An 18,195-nucleotide genomic window follows, 5' to 3' on the forward strand; every position below is an offset into this window, starting at 1 on the left:
GCATCCCCAAGCGTGCGCAGCGTCGCATACGCGGCATCCGCCCTTGTGCCGGCAAGGCAGACAGGCCGGACGGCGGAAGCCAGACAGAAGGGAACGACATGACGACAACATTCACGCGGCCGGCATGGCTGGATACGGCCGCGTTCTACGAAATCTACCCGCAGAGTTTCTGCGACACGAACGGCGACGGCATCGGCGACATTCCCGGCATCACCGGCAAGCTCGACTACATCGCCTCGCTGGGGTGCAACGCGTTATGGATCAACCCCTGCTACGACTCGCCTTTCAAGGACGCCGGGTATGACGTGCGTGACTACCGCAAGGTAGCCCCGCGTTACGGTACCAACGACGATCTGGTCGAGCTGTTCCGCCAGGCGCATGCGCGCGGCATCCACGTGCTGCTCGACCTTGTGCCCGGGCACACCAGCGAGGAACATCCGTGGTTCAAAGAAAGCCAGCGCGCCGAACGCAACGAGTACTCCGACCGCTACATCTGGACCGACAGCGCGTTCGAAGGTTACTCGATGCCGTTCATCGGCGGGGAAAGCGAACGCAACGCCACATATATCCTGAACTTCTTCAAATGCCAGCCTGCACTGAACTACGGCTTTGCGAAGCGTGACCGGCGGTGGCAGTCCTCCACCGATTCGGCCGCGGCGAAGGCTACGAGGGACGCGATGGTGGACGTCATGCGCTTCTGGCTTGGGCGCGGCTGCGACGGATTCCGCGTCGATATGGCGAACTCGCTGGTCAAAAACGACGGTGAGGACAAGCCGGAGACTATCAAGGCATGGCAGGAGATGCTCGGCACCATCAAATCCGAATTCCCACAGGCGGCTTTCGTCTCCGAGTGGGGCGTGCCCGAACAGGCCCTGGAAGCCGGTTTCGATATGGACTTCTACCTCGACTGGCGTTTCGGCGGCAATCCGAACGGCTACAACCTGCTCGCGCGGAACACGGACAATGCGCTCGACACCGCGGACGACCACAGCTATTTCAGTGCCAAGGGCGGCGGAAGTGTGCAGGAGTTCCTCAGCCAGTACATCCCGCAGTATCAGGCGATCCGCGGCAAAGGGTATTTCTGCTTCATCACCTGCAATCACGACACGCCGCGTCTCGCGCCGCGTCTGACCAAACGTGAGCAGCAGGTGGCGTTCGGTATGTTCCTGACCATGCCGGGCGTGCCGTTCATCTATTACGGCGACGAAATCGGCATGCGCTACCGCGATCTGCCGACCAAGGAAGGCGGGTACGCGCGCACCGGCAGCCGCACGCCCATGCAGTGGGACAGGTCGAAGAACATGGGATTCTCCAGCGCGGACTCGGATTTGCTCTACCTGCCGGTCGACCCGGCTGAGGATGCGCCGAACGTGGCCGAACAGGAGCGGGAGACCGATTCCATGCTCGCATGGGTGCGCGCTCTGCTGTCGTTGCGTGCCGACCATCGCGCGCTGCGGGCCAAGGCGCCGCTCGTCGTGCTCGCCCAACCCGAGCAGGGGCGGTCCTTCGCCTATTCGCGGGTGGCGGAAGACGGTTCGGAGCGTCTCGTCGTCGCGATGAACCCGGGGCTGAATACCGAAACAATCACCGTCCCCGCGCAAGGCGACAAGGCCAATGACCCGACCGTTCTGCTGTGTCTGGGCAATGCGCAGGCGCGCGGCAGCGAAGTGACCTTGGGACCGCAGAGTTTCGTGATTGTACACGTGTGACGGTTGCCTGGCTGTTTGCGACCGTTCGGCCGTTATTGGCCGTTTGGTCGTTTGATCGTCCGATTGCGGGCGGATGCGCAGGTCCCGGCGGTATGCCACACGGTTCGGCCAGTGTTCCAGCGTGGTCTGGTGCATGGTGCCGTTCAGACCTAACATGCATCCGCCCGCCGTCATTCCACAAAACCGCCCATATGCGCGTCATGACATCATTGTTCTGCGTACAATGGCAGGAAAACCGGTTGAATTGAAGCGGGCCGTCACGACGTCCGTCATCTGGTGGGTACTGCAAAGCACATGATTTGGAGGAGCGAGGAGCGTGACTATGCGATACGAGGTGGTGCTATTCGACCTGTACGGGACATTGATTGACATCCACACGGACGAACAGGCGGCGAAGCCGTGGCAGGAGTTGTGGGAGTTCCTCGATGCCACGGGCGCCCATTACGATGACGCAGCCCATTTGAAAGCGAGTTTCGACCAGCTCAATGCGGTCAATGTACAGGAAGCGCGCAAGGGCGCGGAACACCCCGATTGGGTGGAGCCTGACGTGTTACCGGTCTTCCAGCGCTTGTATGCGGCCGGCGGTTCAATGGCTTCGCCGCAGCTCGCTGCGAAGGCCGCGTGGGTGTTCCGCAAGGCCAGCACCAGCAAGTTCGGCCTGTACCCCGGCGCCCTCGAGATGCTCGGCAAACTGCGCGAAGCCGGCATCCGCACCGTGCTCGCCAGCAACGCGCAAGCTTGCTATACGCGTCCTGAAATCGAGGTGACCGGACTGAACAAGGCCCTCGACCGCATTGTCATCTCCAGTGAGGAAGGCATGCGCAAGCCATCGCCGAAGTTCTTCCTGCGCGCGTTGGAATACGAGTACACGACGCCTGATCGTGCGCTGATGGTCGGCAACGAGGAGCGGTGTGACATCCAGGGTGCCGCCTCTGTAGGCATCGACGGGGTCTACTTGCACACCGCGATTTCGCGGCAGGACGATCCTGAAATCTGCGAACAGGCGGTGCTTTCCCTCAACGGCGCCGATTACGGTGCGCTGACCGCTTTTGTGCTTGGCGAGTGAAAACACCGCATTTGCAGACGGCCTCCAGTACTGTATGGGATAATGTCCCCCAGTTGCCGGCGGCCGCGGCATTCAGGCCACGCCGCCGGAGTCATGGACACGACTGACGGATAGGTGGTGCAAACCGGATATGGAAGACACCGTGACGGAGGAATACGCGGACAATCAGGCGGCGCGCGGAGGGCGTAACCGCCGGCGGGGAATGACGACATTCCGCGTGAAAACCGTCGGGTGGCTGTTTGTGCTTCTTGCCACCATCGGCACGACCATCCTGCCGTCCATGCTCGGGTATCAGCCCGGATCCGACGACATGGTCGCGATGACGGTTCTGGTCATCTGCGAAGTGGTCTCTTGGACCGCCGTGCCCCTGTACGCGTGGCTGCTGGTGCAAGGGTATCGCCACACGCATAGCGTCGTGCAATACGGGATACGTCTGCTGGCACTCGCCATCATCTCCGAAGTTCCATACGATATGGCGACATCTGGCAAAGTCTGGGATATGAACTCGCAGAACCCGGTGTTCGCGCTGGTGATTGCGCTGATCGTGATCGCGGCGGTCGACTGGGTGCGCGAGAACCTACAAGGTGCGGCGAAATGGGCTGCCATTGTGCTGGTTGCCGCCGCAGGGCTCGCTTGGGCGCTGCTCCTGCATGTCGGTCTGCGCCAAGGCATGTTCAATATGGGTGTGCTGCTCATCGGCATGGCGTTGGTGTTTTACGCGTTGGACGCGCACGAGAACACGATGATGATGACCGCAGGTGTGCTCGGGGCGGTGTTCTTCATCATGCCGGCGGTCGGCGTGGCGATGCTGCACACGCGGCGCGACGAACTGGGATACAGCCATCCGTGGACGAAGTGGGTGTTCTACGCGTTGTACCCGGTGACGCTGCTGCTGTGCGCGCTGCCGGTGGTGTGAACCGCCGAGCTGCGCTGCCGTTACTTCTTGAACACGGCGTCCGCCCCGCGCAGCACCAACTGGGGCTGTATCGTCTCGTGCGGGTTGTCCAACGGTTCGTCGGCGATGAGCTTGAGCGCCTTCATGGCGGCGTTCCGTCCCATATCGCGCGGATTTTGCCGCATGGTGGTCAGATTGATCGTGTCGGCGTACGGGCTGTCATCGAAACCGATGATTGAGTAGTCCTTCGGCGTGAAGTGGCCGTAATGCTCGAGCTTGAGCACCAGCGGAATGGCCATCATGTCCATCTGGCAGCAGATGGCGTCCGGGAATTCGTCGAGCGCAAGCAGCGCCGTGAGCGCGGAATCGGCGAACTCACGGCCGCGGGGGACGGACAATACCTGCCATTGCAAGTCGTGATTGTGTTCGGCGGCCTTGCACGCGCGTATGAATCCGCGCCCGCGGTCGTCGATGCTTGATGTGATGCCTTCGGCAGATTCCGAGCACGTGTACACGATGTGACGGTGCCCGAGATTGATCAGATGCTGGGCAGCCATGAACATGCCCTCTTCGTCATTGATGCTGACGGAGGCGTCGAAATTCGAGGTGGACGGCGTGTTGATGCCGATGATCGGGACGTGGATGCGTTTGAGCTGTTCGACCTCGTAAGGGTCGATGGAGAACGAGTTGACGAATACGGCGTCGACGTTGCGCCGGACCGGCAGAGTGGTGAAGAACTCCTTGCGGTTCTCGGCTGTGTCGATGTGCTGAAACAGGGAGATGTCATATCCGGCATCGTGAAGGATGTCGTTGATTCCGGCGAAGACTTCGGTGTTGAACCAGCTGGTGATCTCCTCGTTCATCAGGAGCGCGACACGGTATGCCTGACCGGTTTTCAGAGCGGTGGCGGAGCGGGAGATGTTGAAGTCCAGCTTGTCCGCGGCACTGAGCACTTTCCGTCGGGTTTTCTCCGATACCAGCTCTGGGCGCGTGAAGGCGCGCGAAACCGTTGAGATGGATACTCCCGCCACTTTGGCGACATCTCGAATGCCAGCTTTTGCCATTCCTGCCCCTTTGCTTCATGCTCGTGCCATCAAGATTCAACGCTGATTCCGTCTCGCTATTGTACTGCTGTTTCATAATATTTGCAAACGTTGTCAGCTTTCGGCGCCGATGGTTGCGTCACCATCTTTCAAAAATCGCGAGAAAGCACGAATTCTCTGAGAATTCACCAAGGGTTGGGATGCCCTTCGACTGTGCGAACGTTGCCCGATGCTTTGCCGTCATAGCGTGCAACCGGAACGAAAACCGGATCGACAACCACATGGTTCGTAGGCGAACGAACAGGAGCCTGCCGGTTTCCGTCGAGGAAAGGAATAGAAGTGAAGCAACCAATTCGATCAAAGATCATGGCGGGTGTCTCGGCCCTGATGGCCGGCGCCGTCTGCGTGGCCCTGGCCCCCGGCGCGCTCGCGGCGGGCACCCCGAGCCTTGCGACGCTGAGCAGCCACGGTGGTGCGCAGCGCATCGCCAATACGCCGGCGGCCGGCAAGGCGAAGAACGTAATCCTGTTCATCGGCGATGGCATGGGCGACTCCGAAATCACCGTTGCCCGTGACTATCTGTATGGCCCCGGCGGCACGCTCGAGGGTATCGACAAGATCGGTCAGGCCGACGCCACCAGCGCCAAGACGCTCGGGTTGGCCAGCTCGACCGAGGAAATCAACGCGCTGTCCTCGGGCGCCAAGGTGTCCGTCAAGGACGGCGTGGCGCAGGTCACCGGCTTCGACGGTGACGCGGTGCTCGGCTATCAGCTGCAGGACACGGAAACCGGCACCGTGCTCGCCGCTTCGAACGACGACACTCCGGTCTCCGGCGTGCGAGTCGACACCGGCACAACCACGACCATCGATTTCAACGGTGTCAAGGGCTTCGACCCGAGCGCCTCGACTTACACGCTGACCGCCACTGGCAAGCAGTCGGGCACGAAGATCGCGACCGAGTTCGGCCTCACCGGCAACGGCGCGAGCAACGTCGTGATCGCGCCGAAGACCGGTGACAAGGCCGCTGACAACGCGAAGCAGGCCGGCCTGGGCGGCGCCCTGGTGGGTTGCCCTCGGTACGACCGGTACCCGCATCCTCGGTACGGTCATGGTCGCCCTCGCCCTCGCCCTTGCGGTGGCGGGCGGCCGGCGTTTGCTGTCTGTCGTGGCGGCGGAACGGAGGCCTCCCCGAGGTGTGTCTGTTTCGGCGTGTCGGCGGCGTTTGCGTCGTTTATCTCGACGTTTCGGCGGAGCCGAAAAAAATATCGTGACACGTGGGAATAAAAGTTGACCATCCAAAGTTGAGCGATGTAGGCTCAAGTTTGGAAGCATCCAACGGCACGGCCTCCGGGCGGTGCCGATTGAGCGAAGACGTAGACAACAGAACAACCAATAAAGGAGAATATATGGGACGCGCAGTTGGTATCGATTTGGGTACGACAAACTCCTGCATCGCAACGCTGGAAGGCGGTGAGCCCACCGTTATCGAGAACGCGGAAGGTGCTCGCACCACCCCGTCGGTGGTCGCCTTCAGCAAGTCCGGTGAGATCCTGGTCGGCGAAGTCGCCAAGCGCCAGGCCGTCACCAATGTCGATCGCACTATCAGCTCCGTCAAGCGCCACATGGGCACTGACTGGACGGTCGAGATCGACGGCAAGAAGTGGACCCCGCAGGAGATTTCCGCGCAGATCCTGATGAAGCTCAAGAGGGACGCCGAACAGAAGCTTGGTGAGCCCGTCACCGACGCTGTCATCACCTGCCCGGCGTACTTCAACGACGCCCAGCGTCAGGCCACCAAGGACGCCGGCAAGATCGCAGGCCTCAACGTGCTGCGTATTATCAACGAGCCGACCGCCGCGGCACTGGCCTACGGCCTCGAAAAGGGCAAGGAAGATGAACGCATCCTGGTCTTCGACCTCGGCGGCGGCACCTTCGATGTCTCCCTGCTGGAAATCGGCAAGGACGACGACGGCTTCTCCACCATTCAGGTGCAGGCCACGAACGGCGACAACCACCTCGGCGGCGACGATTGGGATCAGAAGATCATCGATTGGCTCGTCGGCGAAGTCAAGAACAAGTACGGCGTTGACCTGAGCAAGGACAAGATCGCACTGCAGCGGCTCAAGGAAGCCGCCGAACAGGCCAAGAAGGAACTGTCCAGCGCCACCAGCACGCAGATCTCCATGCAGTACCTGGCCATGACGCCTGACGGCACCCCGGTCCACCTCGACGAGACGCTCACCCGTGCGCACTTTGAGGAAATGACCTCCGACCTGCTTAACCGTTGCCGCACGCCGTTCAACAACGTGCTGTCTGACGCGGGCATCTCCGTGAGCGACATCAACCATGTCGTGCTCGTCGGCGGTTCCACCCGTATGCCGGCCGTCAAGGAGCTCGTCAAGGAACTCACCGGCGGCAAGGAAGCGAACCAGTCCGTCAACCCGGATGAGGTTGTCGCCGTCGGCGCTGCCGTGCAGTCCGGCGTCATCAAGGGCGACCGCAAGGACGTGCTGCTCATCGATGTGACCCCGCTGAGCCTCGGCATCGAGACCAAGGGCGGCATCATGACCAAGCTCATCGACCGCAACACCGCCATCCCGACCAAGCGTTCCGAGATCTTCTCGACCGCCGAGGACAACCAGCCGAGCGTGCTCATCCAGGTCTATCAGGGCGAGCGTGAATTCGCCCGCGACAACAAGCCGCTGGGCACCTTCGAGCTGACCGGCATCGCTCCGGCCCCGCGTGGCGTCCCGCAGATCGAGGTCACCTTCGATATCGACGCCAACGGCATCGTGCACGTGTCCGCCAAGGACAAGGGCACCGGCAAGGAGCAGTCCATGACCATCACCGGCGGCTCCGCCCTGCCGAAGGACGAGATCGACCGCATGGTCAAGGAAGCGCAGGCTCACGAGGCCGAGGACAAGAAGCGCAAGGAAGAGGCCGAGACCCGTAATCAGGCCGAATCCTTCGCCTACTCCACCGAGAAGCTCGTCAACGACAACAAGGCCAAGCTGTCCGACGATGTGGTCAAGGAAGTCACCGAGAAGGTCAACGCCCTCAAGGAAGCCCTGAAGGGCGACGACATCGAGAAGGTCAAGACCGCCCAGAGCGAGCTGATGACCTCCGCGCAGAAGATTGGCCAGGCGCTGTACGCCCAGCAGGGCGCTGAAGGTGCCGCTGGTGCCGCTGGTGCAGCAGGCCAGGCTTCCGGTGCGGCTTCGTCCTCCGACGACGACGTAGTTGACGCCGAAGTCGTGGACGATGACGACGACAAGAAGGACAACAAGTAATGTCCGACTTCAACAAGGACGATTACCTCAAGGACCTGCCGGATGTCGACTCGCTCGGCGGCGAGGGCGCGTCCGGCCAGGCCGGAGGGTCGCATGAGCAGAATGCGTCGGCATCCGCGGGCGGACAGTCCGCAGGTGCCGGCAGCGCCGCCGATCAGTCGCACGAGCAGGCATCGGACACCGCCAAGGCGGGCAGTGCAGCGTCATCAGACGCCAAGTCTGCCGCAGATGAAGACGGCAAGAAGCAAGCCGCGCAACATGCGCAAGATAACGCGCAGCATGCTTCCGCCGGTGCTGCCGACAACGGCAAGGACGGTGACGCCGACCATGATAAGGACGGCTCCCTGACCCCTCTGGGTCAGGCGAAGAAGGAAGCCGCCGAGTACTTGGAGGCGTTGCAGCGTGAGCGGGCGGAGTTCATCAACTACCGCAACCGCATGGACAAGGAGCGCGAACAAAGCCGCCAATACGGCATTGTGGACGTGCTCACCTCGCTACTGCCGGCGTTGGACGATATCGACCGAATCCGTGAACACGGGCAGATGGACGATTCGTTCAAGGCCGTCGCCACCAAGATCGACAAGACCTTCGCCAAATTCGGCGTCGAGAAATTCGGCGAGAAAGGCGAGGATTTCGATCCGACCAAGCATGAGGCGGTTCTGCAGAAGCCGGATCCCGAAGCCAAGAAAGAGACAGTAGACACCGTCGTCGAGGCGGGGTACCGAATCGGCGATCGCGTCGTGAGGGCGGCCCGCGTCGTGGTGTCCATGCCTCAGAACTGACCGAAGTGGCGGGAACCATATTCCCGCCATGCCGGTCGCCGCGCATCCCGCGGGTGGCGCCATACGCTTCCTGACAGATGCGGCCGACGGCCGGATATACGTTCGCCGGGCCGCGCCGATCCAGCTCAACGGATTGGCGCGGCCCGGCATCAAACAAGTAAACACTACACGTGTGGAACAACAGGAGCGGAAACGCAATCACGTACCGCGCAAATCTATGGGGATTGGAGGCATAGATGGCTGAGAATGAATGGCTGAGCAAGGATTTCTACAAAGTCCTCGGTGTCTCCAAGGACGCCAGCGAAGCCGATATCACGAAGGCGTACCGCAAGCTGGCGCGCAAATATCATCCTGATCTGAACAAGACCAAGGAAGCGGAGGAGAAGTTCAAGGACATCTCCGAAGCGTACGACGTACTGAGCAACAAGGATCAGCGTCAGAAGTATGACGCGATCAGGCAGTTCGGTATGGGTGGTGCGAGGTTCGCCGGCGGCTCCGGGCAAGGCGGATTCGACGCGTCCGGATTCTCCGACATCTTCGGGTCAATGTTCGGAGGTGGTTCCGGCAACGGAGGCACGCGCATCCGGTTCTCGACATCCGGGGGCGGCCAGCCGAATATGGACGATATCTTCTCAATGTTCGGCGGCGGTGCAGGCGCCGGCGCAGGTTCGCCGTTCGGCGGGGCGCGCAGCGAATACCAGGAGACGCCTCGCCCGCAGCAGGGTGCCGACCGCAAGTCGAAGATTACCCTGACCTTCCGTCAAGCGGTCAAAGGCGCCACGGTCTCCTTGCGCGTGGACGGCAAGCAGTTCAAGACCCATGTGCCGGCGGGTGTCGAAGATGGACAGAAGATTCGTATCCCCGGCAAAGGCAAGCCGGGACTGTACGGCGGCAAGCCGGGCGACATGTACCTCACCGTCCATGTCAAGGCGGATCCGAAGTTCTCGCTGCGTGGGCACGACATCGTCATGGACCTGCCGATCAGCGTCGGCCAGGCGGTGTGCGGCGGCAAAATCAGCGCGACGGATATTGACGGCAATGACGTGACGTTCAAGGTGCCTGCCGGCTCCTCGAGCGGCACGGAAATCAGGATTAGTGGACATGGCGTTCCCGGGCATGACGGCGATTTGGTCGCCCGCGTACAGATCCAGGTGCCGTCGAAGCCGGGTCTGGGCGTCAAACGCGCGGCGAAGGAATTCGACTCCGCGACCGGCGATTTCGTGGACAAACTCGCCGAAGGACGCTGAGACGTTGACATTGATATGTGCCGATGCGTGGCGATACGTGCGGCACATACCGACTCGTAATGAAGAGAGGAATCATGGCACAGGTGACACCACAGGTGCGCGCGCTGTACGACATGTGTGCGATAGCGCTGGTCGAAGGTCGTGCCGACCTCGATGGCGCGGACGATGTGGGTTTCGATATCGACATGCCGCTGTTCACCGCCGGGCATACCGCGCAGCTCGCGGACATGCACCCGCAGACGCTCCGGCAGTACGATCGGCTGGGGCTGGTCACGCCGCAACGTACGGAAGGCGGCGCCCGCCGGTACTCGCTGCGCGACATCCACCGGCTGGTTCAGGCGCAGCGGCTCAGCCAGGATGAAGGTGTCAATCTGGCCGGTGTCGCGCGGATTCTGGAGCTTGAAGAGGAAAACCGCCAATTGCGCCGACAGAACAAACGGTTGCGTGAGCCGAAGGATTCCAGTATCTTCGCAGCTGACGCGGATGGTGGCATCATGCAAGTGAAGCGTTCACGACGTGCCCGTATGTGGCGGCGCGATATTCACGAGGACACCCGTGCATTGCCGTCAAGCGGGACGGACGTGCAACGCTCCACATCGCGGTCCATGGTCATCTGGGGGTACCGGTAATCCATGCCTATGGGGAAACCGCATGTCGCTGACGCGTCGAATGCCGTTGGTGGTCCCGGCAGTCTCATCGTGCATCTACCGCATACCCATTCGGGTGTGCGGCTTTTTGTTGCCGCATCGGCTTGGGGCATTGGGCATGTAGGGCGTTTGCGGGCAGGAGAAGAAGTCCCGGATGGTTTCGGGAGATGGCCTTGAGATGGGCTGGTGGGTGATGAAGTCCCGGATTTGTGCGGGAGTTTGTCGCGGATGCACTGATTCGTCGGTGTTCTCCCGTTTTGGGTTTCTGGGGTGTTTTTCTTGAATCGCGGATTTCCAACGTTCTTGTTGGGAGTTTGTCCGTAGGATGGCCGATTCCCTGCAATCTCCCGCGCTCGATGTGGGAGTTTGTGCGAGGATCGGGAAAATCCGCCAGTTCTCCCGGAAGAATTACGTCTGCAAGGCTTTGTGCGGGGCTGCTGTCCATGCCGATGGCTCCTGCACGCCCTGACAGCTTAACCGAACCAGCTTCTACGTGCCATATGAGAAGATGGCGACGGTGGGTTGCCCGGGCAATGTCCCGCAGGCGGCCGCGCATCCGCATGACTTTCCACAAGCGAGGCAGACATGTTGCAAGCAGTGTTCTGGGATATGGACGGCACGCTTATCGACTCAGAACCGTACTGGCATGAATCCGAGCTGCGTCTCGCCGCAGCGCACGGCGGCTATTGGGACGAGGACCTCGCCTGGCAAGGCTCCGGAACCCCCGTGCCCCAAGTCGCCCGGCAGATGATCGAACGCGGGACGGCGCTGACGGTTGAGGAAATCTCCAAAGGTATGGTTGATTATGTTGCCCAGCAGGAGCGCCTGCGCATGCCTTGGATTCCGGGCGTGTTGGATGTACTGCGCTCGCTGGCTGACGCGCGAATCCCCTCGGTGCTGGTGACCACATCGCCGCGCAATCTTGCACAAAACCTGGTCGCGCAGGCGCCGGAGGGCGTGTTCGCCGGCTATATCTGCGGGGATGATGATGTCGCGAAGAAGCCAGATCCGGCGCCTTACCTTGCGGCAGGGAAGCTGCTTGGTATCGGGGCGGATATGATGCCGTACTGCGTTGCCGTCGAAGATTCGATGAGTGGTCTGCGTTCGGCCGCCGCATCCGGGGCGACTACCGTCGCCCAGACTGGATATATGCGGGCGGATACGTCCAACGGACCGCAGTATGCGTCGATACGCGGCTATCAGGGAGTCACTACCGAAACGTTCGAACGGTTCGTGCGGGAGCGTGTGATTGGAGCGTCCGGAACTGCTGGAGCGTCCGGAACTGCTGGAGCGTCCGGAACTGCTGGAATGTCCGGGGCAGCCGGGGCGGCTTCGAATCCGCGCTAGGCTTGGAATCAGGAGGTTTGCTGTCAAGCAAGCGGAGGTGACCATATGCGAGTGGTGTCGTTGTCATGGATGGATGTCGTCGCCGTCGTAGCGGCGCTGGTGTTGTGTGGTCTCATCGGTTTCGAGCGCGAGGCGCGGCGCAAGGACGCGGGAATCCGCACACATATTCTGGTCGGTCTGGGCAGCTGCCTGTTCACCATGGTGTCGATTGAGGGTGTGCCGGCGGTCGTCGGGGCTTCTGTCACTTGGGATGCTTCGCGTATCGCCGCTCAGGTGGTGACGGGTATCGGATTCCTCGGTGCGGGCGTGATTTTCTTCAACCACGATACGATTCGCGGGTTGACGACCGCATGCGCGATTTGGATTGCGGCGGCCGTGGGTATGGCGTGCGGGGCAGGGATGTTCCCGCTGGCGTTACTGATTACGGGACTGTATTTCGTGGTGGTGCTGGCGATTGCGCCTTTTGTGGTCTGGGCGCTTAAGCGCGACCGCGACTACGTGATTCGGGTCACCTACCAGGACGGCAAAGGTGCGTTGCGTCAAGCCTTGTTGATTGCCGCGCGGCATGGGTTCGAGACGCAGGTCGTCTCCACGCACGATGTCGACGGGGATTCATGGCAGGGCGCTGCGGTCGAACTGCGGCTTGCCGGCAACAAAAGCGATCTGCACGACTGCATCGGCGATATCGCGCAAGTCGACGGCGTGCGCGACATCGACGTCCTCTCCCGCGACGACTGACACCACCACCCATAGTCCCGGCATGTTGGCGTTGCACATGCTGCTGTTCTGAAAAGAGGTAAAGAAAAACCCTCCTGCGGTGGAATGCAGAAGGGTTCTTCGTGGAGCTGATGGTAATCGAAACCACGACCTCTTCGATGCGAACGAAGCGCTCTACCAACTGAGCTACAGCCCCGTGTCCGGTGATTGCTCATCGAGACAACTCACCAAAGTCTAGTACAAGATGCCGCCAAGTGCAATCCAGCACGGTGCCATAGGCGTGTTGCGTCTGACTGTGCCCGGGTTACCGGCAACCAGCCGCAACACAACAATGGCCATGCACAAAGTCGCCATCGCGTCAACGACGACGATGAGCTCGCCTGTGTCAGTCCTGCGGCGTCGCTTCGGTCAGGTCGGCGGCGTCCTTGACGGTTGCAGCGGCGATGGTTTCCGCGCTGAGCACGTTTGCCCCTGACAAGTCACTGGAAAGCATCTCGGCACCGGCACCGATACCGGCGTCAGCGGCCGCATGCCTGGCCGGTTCCGCATCGCGTCCGCGTCCGCGCTGTTTGCCGGTCCGCGCCTTCATCAGCCCGACGAAGGTTGGCGTCAACGAAATCAGCAGAATCGCGACGATCACCAGCTCAAAATTGTTCTGCACGAACGGAATCCCGCCGAAGAAATACCCGAGCAGCGTGAACAGGGTCGACCAGGTCAGGCCGCCCAGCACGGAGAACGGGGTGAAACGACGCCATTTCATGCCGGAAATGCCGGAAATAAACGGCATGAACGTACGGATGAACGGGAAGAAACGCCCCAGGAACACGGCGAGCGGACCCCACTTGTCGATCATGCCTTCGGTGCGTGCGAGGCGTTCCGGCGTCATCGCCTTGACTTTCCCGGATTCGATGATCCGCCGACCAAAGAAATGACCGATGAAGTAATTGCACTGGTCGCCAATGATCGGCGCGGCCCACACGACGGGCAGCAGCATATTGAGCGGGAGCGCGGCCTTGCCTGTCGTCGCATCCGCGGCGGCGAAGCACCCGGCGGCGAACAGCAGCGAATCACCGGGCAGGAACGGGAAGAACACCACGCCCGTCTCGATGAACACAATCAGGAAGATGAACCCCAACGTGGGCGCGACGCCCATGGCGATCCAGGATGCGATGGCCGCGCGCGGATCCTTGAGCAGCCGGATCAGAAAATCAATGAACCCCATAATATCCTTGTCGAATGTCCTTGCCGGATGTTGGTGCCATATACTCGACGGCAGTACCCATCCGTCGTTCGGGTATGTCTGTCGATTGCATGACTGCCGTTCAAGACTATCGCGCGCAGGGGGCTTCGCGGCCGCGACACCCCGCAGTTTCACACGATTATCGTATTGCAATTGCGGGTAAACCCTTGGTGCTGCTGGGGTTACAAATCGTATGAGGGTTTGGTGATGTCGTTCCCGTCGTTTTTCTCACCCGGACGATTGACGGCTTCCGGCGATGCATCAGCCGAAGTCGAGCCGGATGCATCGGCCGCAGCGGAAACGCCCGCGACACCGGCTGCACCGGGTACGTCGGAAATGCCGGACGGTACGTCGGCTTCTCCAGATTCCGCAGAACCCATATCAATCCCCATGGTCTCAAGCCGCATACGCATCTCCGAGGCAGTCATCATGCTCGCATATATCGTGCCTTGGGCCTCCGTGCCGCCGACTTCGTGGAGCAGCCGGGTCTGTTCAACGGTGTCAATGCCGTCGAACACGAGATGGATGCCGTCCCGGTGCGCGAACTGGACCGTACGCTTCATGATGGTCACGGCGAGCGGATTGCTGTACCCGTTGACGATGCTCGGGTCGAGTTTGATGATGTCGAGCGGGATGTTCCCCAGCGCGGAAACCTCGGAGTACGTGGTGCCCGCTTGGGTGATGGCGATGTGCACGTTGGACATGGAGGTGAGATCCTCCAGCTCATCGTCGAACTGGATTCTCGCCGTGTTCAACGCGGCTTGGCCGAATTGCAGGCAGACCGAGATGTTAGGGTGGCGCTCGCGCAAGGATTCGAGATGCTCGTAGAACTGGGAGTTGCCGAGTTCGCTGCCGTTGAGCGTCAAGCAGATGTTGTTCAGATCCGGCGCGATTTTGCGGAATTCCAGCAGATCCTTGACACCGCGGTCAAGAATACCCATCGACAGTTCGCATCCCAGGCCGAGCCGCTGCGCTTCGGAGAGGACAAAATCGAAATCGAGACGATGATTACGACTGTCGGTGATGAGCGGGAACATCTCCAGCGCGCCGATACGATGCTGCTGCAGCAAGAATATCGGCTGGTAGAGCAGCGCCAGATGGTTCTTCTCAATGGCGTCGCGCAGCGCGTCGGACATCTCCAGATGATCTTTCGCTGACTGTTCCTGGTTCTGCTCTGCCATGGCCGGAGTGAGCTCATGGAGGCCGGCGTCAATCAGCAGCCGTGTAGCGCCTTCCTCCGACGAGGCGAAGGACAGCGATGTGGTCGTGGCGATCGAAATCGTGCCGTTGTCGGTCTGGATGGGCAGGGAAGTGTTGTCGCGCAAGCGATCGGCGAGGTTCTCGACATCGTCTTCGCTGGCGGATTCGGTGAGCACGGTGGCGAATTCCGAACCGCCGATACGCGACAGGAACGCGTCTTCCGGCAGGATTTCGCGGATTCGGTCCGCAGTGGTCCGCAGCACCAGATTGCCCACGAGCCGGCTGTAGCGTTCGTTGATGCGCCTGAACTGGTCGATGTTCAGGTAAATCACCGCGACCTTGTTGCTCGCGTTTTCGGTTTGCAGGCTCTTCAGGGTCGCGATGAACGCGGGATACGTGTATGCGCCGGTCAGCGGGTCCGTCTCGGATTCCGAGCGTAGCGTGCTCACTTCGCGGTTGACACGCAGTTCCTCATTGAGGATTGACGTGGCCGCGGCGAGCACTTCCTCGTCCGCAGGCAGGAATGGGCGGTTTAGCATGCTGCGCTCGAACACGATGGAGTACTGGCTGCCCTGTTCCTTGATGCGCTGGGAGTGGCGGTACGAGTGGAATCGCCGGTGGTGCATCTCGTCGTCCGTCATCATGATGCAGCGGATGTTTGGCAGGGATCCGGTGATGATCTCCGCCACTTCGTGTTCCGGTCGGGCGTTCGGCAGAGGCAGGGCGTCGCTGATGTTGAGCAGGCAGCGCAGCGAATTCTCCGCGCGCATCATGCGCCGCAGCATGTAGAAGCTCATCAGCAGCAGCGCATAGATATCCAGCAAGATGGAGAATGTCGAGCGCAAGGACGAATCGATTATCTGCACGTCCGAATACTGGAATACGGCAGGCAGCAGGATTGTCAGCACAATGGCGGCGAGATCGGCCAACGACAATGCGGTGATGCGGGTGATGGAATATTCGCTGAGCGATTTGGCTACCGGAACGCCGCTAATGAGATACACGACGATATCGCACAACAACCGCGCTACAGGCAGCAGCGCTGTGAGGACGATGAGCGGGAAAACCCAGTCGGATTGAATGTAGTTCAACGCTTCCGCTCTTGGCACCGACGAGGTGAAGATTTCGCGCAGATGTGCTGGTAATTCACCGAGCACCAGTCGTACCACAGGTATCGGCACCAGCGCGGTGCATGCGCGAATGGCGCCGATGCTCAGGCTGCGTGCCGGAATCGTGGTGCAAATCAGCGTAATGACAATCAGCAGACTGAACAGGTGATCGAACCCACCGGTGATGAGCAGCATGGTGGTCAACAGCGGAATCGCGGTGTGGCGGCTGGCTACGGGCACTGAACTGAGCTCGGTGCTGTATGCCATGCAAATCAGGAAGCTGATCCCCGCGAGCACCACGTCGGTGGAAGTCCAGTGAATGGCGTATTGGAGCCCCGGCAAATATCCGATGAACAACGCGACCAAAATGACCAGGCACATCACGGCGAGGATGGTGGTTCTGGTGCGGCGCGGCCTGCGCGTGTCGTCCGGGCTTGTCGTGATGACGCCCTGCTGTTGTGCTGTCATGGTACCTGTTCCTTCAGCTTCTCTTGGTCGATGTATCGATGTGCTGTTGCTGACGATGTGCTCTATCGGGATGCGCCGCTTCTGCCGTCGCTGCCGCTGTTGCGACCGTTGTTGCCGCTGTCGTCGTTGCCGGTGTCATCATGCCGGCCCGATCAGCCGCCACGGGGAATCCGCGCCGGATGCGGTGCTGTCGGGCTGCTCGCCGGTGTTGTCTGACAACGCCTCATACAAGTTGTGTTTCCAGACCACCTTGTCACCCTCGGTGTATTCGGTGGTGACGTTCCACTGCTCGTATTTGCCGCTGGGCGTGGACCAGGTCGCGGAATCCATATCGACTATGGTGCCGGGGGTGCCCTTGAAGCCCGAGCTGAGCAGGGTGGCGAACTCGCCCGCGGTCTGCTTCATGCCGCTACATCCGGTCTGGATGGTCTGTGTGACGGAATTCTCCCCGCACTGCTGGTCGCGGTTGAGTGACCACATGGCCAGATGGCCCAGATTCGTCTGCATGGCGAATGTGTTGACTCTTTGGGCGTCGTCAAGCGTGAGATATTCGTTGTCGGTGTCGTTCTGTCCAATCAAGACGGTCGCGCCCATCATCTCCCAGATTTGCGAGTCGCTGAACAGCTTCCGCTTGCTGTAGAGCAGTTGTTTGTACTGTTTGTGCCCGGCATTCAGCGCTTTCTTGATGAGCTCGGACTGTGCCGTGACATTGGACGGAATATTGAAGTCCATGGTCATCAGATTCAATGTCGACAGGTTTACTCCTGCGTCGATGAAGGAGGATACGGTGTCGAGGCCGTCGGGCGTCAGACCTGACGTGCTTGCGGGCAGGGTGAGGGAGACGGTAAGCGGTTGCCCGCGCGACTTCATTTCATCTTGTATCTCGGCGACGGCTTGTGCGCGTCTGACCGCGGATTCGCTGTAGCCATCAAGATTGTCGTTTTCAATATCGAAGTCGACCGAAGTGACATGATACCGGGAGATGACCGTCTGATATGCCTTTTTCAACGAGCTCACCGTAGTGCATTGTTCGGCGAGCTCGGTGCCTTGCTGGCCCCCGAAACTGATGGTGACCGTGCGATTGGCGCGGAATGCGTGGGCGATGCGGCTGTCGATGTCAAGCTGGGATGACGCCTCGTTCAGCGAGTAATACCCGCCCCATGTCGGCGTGCAGCCGTCTGGGGCAGTGATGAAGCTGAGAATCACGTTGTTGTAGGCGGAACCGACATCGGATTCGAAGGTGTAGCTGGGTGTCGAGGTCACGTCGGCGTATCCGCCGAACCATGGCGCAGGCAGCTTTTTCGATGCCGTCTGTGTGTATGTCAGCCACCCCCACACGCCGGTCACAATCAGGGCGGTGGAGATGAGGGCGATTCCCAGTCTCAGAAACGAGAAACGACGCCCGGGGAACAGGGGTTTCCGTGCGCTCATAGGG

General features: G+C 60.8%; 14 protein-coding genes and 1 tRNA gene. 10 read left to right on the top strand and 5 right to left on the bottom strand.

Features of this window, described 5'->3' with window-relative positions; all coding sequences use genetic code 11:
• The first annotated feature begins 98 nt into the window (after positions 1 to 98).
• From K315_RS0107855 to K315_RS0107865, 3 genes are all read left to right on the top strand, one after another.
• Positions 99 to 1,709, top strand: coding sequence for an alpha-amylase family glycosyl hydrolase (locus tag K315_RS0107855; RefSeq protein ID WP_029576951.1), 1,611 nt, complete (start codon positions 99 to 101; stop codon positions 1,707 to 1,709).
• A 322-nt stretch (positions 1,710 to 2,031) separates the two neighbouring features.
• Complete coding sequence (locus tag K315_RS0107860; protein WP_033520873.1) at positions 2,032 to 2,775, top strand: HAD family hydrolase; 744 nt, start codon at positions 2,032 to 2,034, stop codon at positions 2,773 to 2,775.
• Positions 2,776 to 2,905: 130 nt separating this feature from the next.
• Positions 2,906 to 3,691 carry a TraX family protein gene (locus K315_RS0107865; RefSeq protein WP_029576953.1) on the top strand — a complete coding sequence of 262 codons (786 nt, stop codon included), beginning with the start codon at positions 2,906 to 2,908 and terminating at the stop codon, positions 3,689 to 3,691.
• Between the two features lie 20 nt (positions 3,692 to 3,711).
• Here the strand turns inward: K315_RS0107865 and K315_RS0107870 are convergent, their stop codons facing one another.
• Positions 3,712 to 4,734, bottom strand: coding sequence for a LacI family DNA-binding transcriptional regulator (locus tag K315_RS0107870; protein ID WP_029576954.1), 1,023 nt, complete (start codon positions 4,732 to 4,734; stop codon positions 3,712 to 3,714).
• Positions 4,735 to 5,052: 318 nt separating this feature from the next.
• Between K315_RS0107870 and K315_RS10775 the strand changes: the two genes are divergently transcribed.
• From K315_RS10775 to K315_RS0107905, 7 genes are all read left to right on the top strand, one after another.
• The gene (locus K315_RS10775) at positions 5,053 to 5,997 is read left to right on the top strand and encodes an alkaline phosphatase (RefSeq protein WP_238556367.1); all 945 of its coding nucleotides are present in this window, start codon (positions 5,053 to 5,055) and stop codon (positions 5,995 to 5,997) included.
• A gap of 122 nt (positions 5,998 to 6,119) precedes the next feature.
• A complete protein-coding gene (dnaK, locus tag K315_RS0107880; protein ID WP_029576956.1) occupies positions 6,120 to 8,003 on the top strand; it encodes a molecular chaperone DnaK in 1,884 nt (627 codons plus the stop codon).
• Positions 8,003 to 8,785: a nucleotide exchange factor GrpE gene (gene grpE / locus K315_RS0107885; protein ID WP_029576957.1), complete on the top strand. Its 783-nt coding sequence runs from the start codon at positions 8,003 to 8,005 to the stop codon at positions 8,783 to 8,785. Before dnaK ends, grpE begins: the two co-directional genes overlap by 1 nt.
• A gap of 236 nt (positions 8,786 to 9,021) precedes the next feature.
• The gene (locus K315_RS0107890; protein WP_029576958.1) at positions 9,022 to 10,032 is read left to right on the top strand and encodes a DnaJ C-terminal domain-containing protein; all 1,011 of its coding nucleotides are present in this window, start codon (positions 9,022 to 9,024) and stop codon (positions 10,030 to 10,032) included.
• A 74-nt stretch (positions 10,033 to 10,106) separates the two neighbouring features.
• Complete coding sequence (locus K315_RS0107895; protein WP_029576959.1) at positions 10,107 to 10,661, top strand: heat shock protein transcriptional repressor HspR; 555 nt, start codon at positions 10,107 to 10,109, stop codon at positions 10,659 to 10,661.
• Positions 10,662 to 11,264: 603 nt separating this feature from the next.
• Positions 11,265 to 12,026, top strand: coding sequence for an HAD family hydrolase (locus K315_RS0107900; protein WP_029576960.1), 762 nt, complete (start codon positions 11,265 to 11,267; stop codon positions 12,024 to 12,026).
• Positions 12,027 to 12,071: 45 nt separating this feature from the next.
• A complete protein-coding gene (locus K315_RS0107905; RefSeq protein WP_029576961.1) occupies positions 12,072 to 12,764 on the top strand; it encodes an MgtC/SapB family protein in 693 nt (230 codons plus the stop codon).
• A 102-nt stretch (positions 12,765 to 12,866) separates the two neighbouring features.
• Here K315_RS0107905 and K315_RS0107910 read toward each other — a convergent pair.
• The 4 genes from K315_RS0107910 to K315_RS0107925 all read right to left on the bottom strand — a co-directional run bounded on the left by K315_RS0107910 (position 12,867) and on the right by K315_RS0107925 (position 18,191).
• Positions 12,867 to 12,939, bottom strand: a tRNA-Ala gene (locus tag K315_RS0107910).
• Positions 12,940 to 13,128: 189 nt separating this feature from the next.
• Positions 13,129 to 13,965, bottom strand: coding sequence for a DedA family protein (locus K315_RS0107915; protein WP_029576962.1), 837 nt, complete (start codon positions 13,963 to 13,965; stop codon positions 13,129 to 13,131).
• A gap of 200 nt (positions 13,966 to 14,165) precedes the next feature.
• Positions 14,166 to 16,760, bottom strand: coding sequence for an EAL domain-containing protein (locus K315_RS09760; RefSeq protein WP_029576963.1), 2,595 nt, complete (start codon positions 16,758 to 16,760; stop codon positions 14,166 to 14,168).
• 138 nt (positions 16,761 to 16,898) lie between these two features.
• Positions 16,899 to 18,191 carry a chitinase gene (locus tag K315_RS0107925; RefSeq protein WP_029576964.1) on the bottom strand — a complete coding sequence of 431 codons (1,293 nt, stop codon included), beginning with the start codon at positions 18,189 to 18,191 and terminating at the stop codon, positions 16,899 to 16,901.
• Positions 18,192 to 18,195: the final 4 nt, after the last annotated feature.

The sequence above is a fragment of the Bifidobacterium thermacidophilum subsp. thermacidophilum DSM 15837 genome, from assembly GCF_000426425.1.
Taxonomy (GTDB): Bacteria; Actinomycetota; Actinomycetes; order Actinomycetales; family Bifidobacteriaceae; genus Bifidobacterium; species Bifidobacterium thermacidophilum.

Coding starts and splice junctions, on each gene's coding strand:
- K315_RS0107855 (WP_029576951.1), top strand. CDS start 99: ATGACGACAACATTCACGCGGCCGGCATGGCTGGATACGGCCGCGTTC.
- K315_RS0107860 (WP_033520873.1), top strand. CDS start 2,032: ATGCGATACGAGGTGGTGCTATTCGACCTGTACGGGACATTGATTGAC.
- K315_RS0107865 (WP_029576953.1), top strand. CDS start 2,906: ATGGAAGACACCGTGACGGAGGAATACGCGGACAATCAGGCGGCGCGC.
- K315_RS0107870 (WP_029576954.1), bottom strand. CDS start 4,734: ATGGCAAAAGCTGGCATTCGAGATGTCGCCAAAGTGGCGGGAGTATCC.
- dnaK (WP_029576956.1), top strand. CDS start 6,120: ATGGGACGCGCAGTTGGTATCGATTTGGGTACGACAAACTCCTGCATC.
- grpE (WP_029576957.1), top strand. CDS start 8,003: ATGTCCGACTTCAACAAGGACGATTACCTCAAGGACCTGCCGGATGTC.
- K315_RS0107890 (WP_029576958.1), top strand. CDS start 9,022: ATGGCTGAGAATGAATGGCTGAGCAAGGATTTCTACAAAGTCCTCGGT.
- K315_RS0107895 (WP_029576959.1), top strand. CDS start 10,107: ATGGCACAGGTGACACCACAGGTGCGCGCGCTGTACGACATGTGTGCG.
- K315_RS0107900 (WP_029576960.1), top strand. CDS start 11,265: ATGTTGCAAGCAGTGTTCTGGGATATGGACGGCACGCTTATCGACTCA.
- K315_RS0107905 (WP_029576961.1), top strand. CDS start 12,072: ATGCGAGTGGTGTCGTTGTCATGGATGGATGTCGTCGCCGTCGTAGCG.
- K315_RS0107915 (WP_029576962.1), bottom strand. CDS start 13,965: ATGGGGTTCATTGATTTTCTGATCCGGCTGCTCAAGGATCCGCGCGCG.
- K315_RS09760 (WP_029576963.1), bottom strand. CDS start 16,760: ATGACAGCACAACAGCAGGGCGTCATCACGACAAGCCCGGACGACACG.
- K315_RS0107925 (WP_029576964.1), bottom strand. CDS start 18,191: ATGAGCGCACGGAAACCCCTGTTCCCCGGGCGTCGTTTCTCGTTTCTG.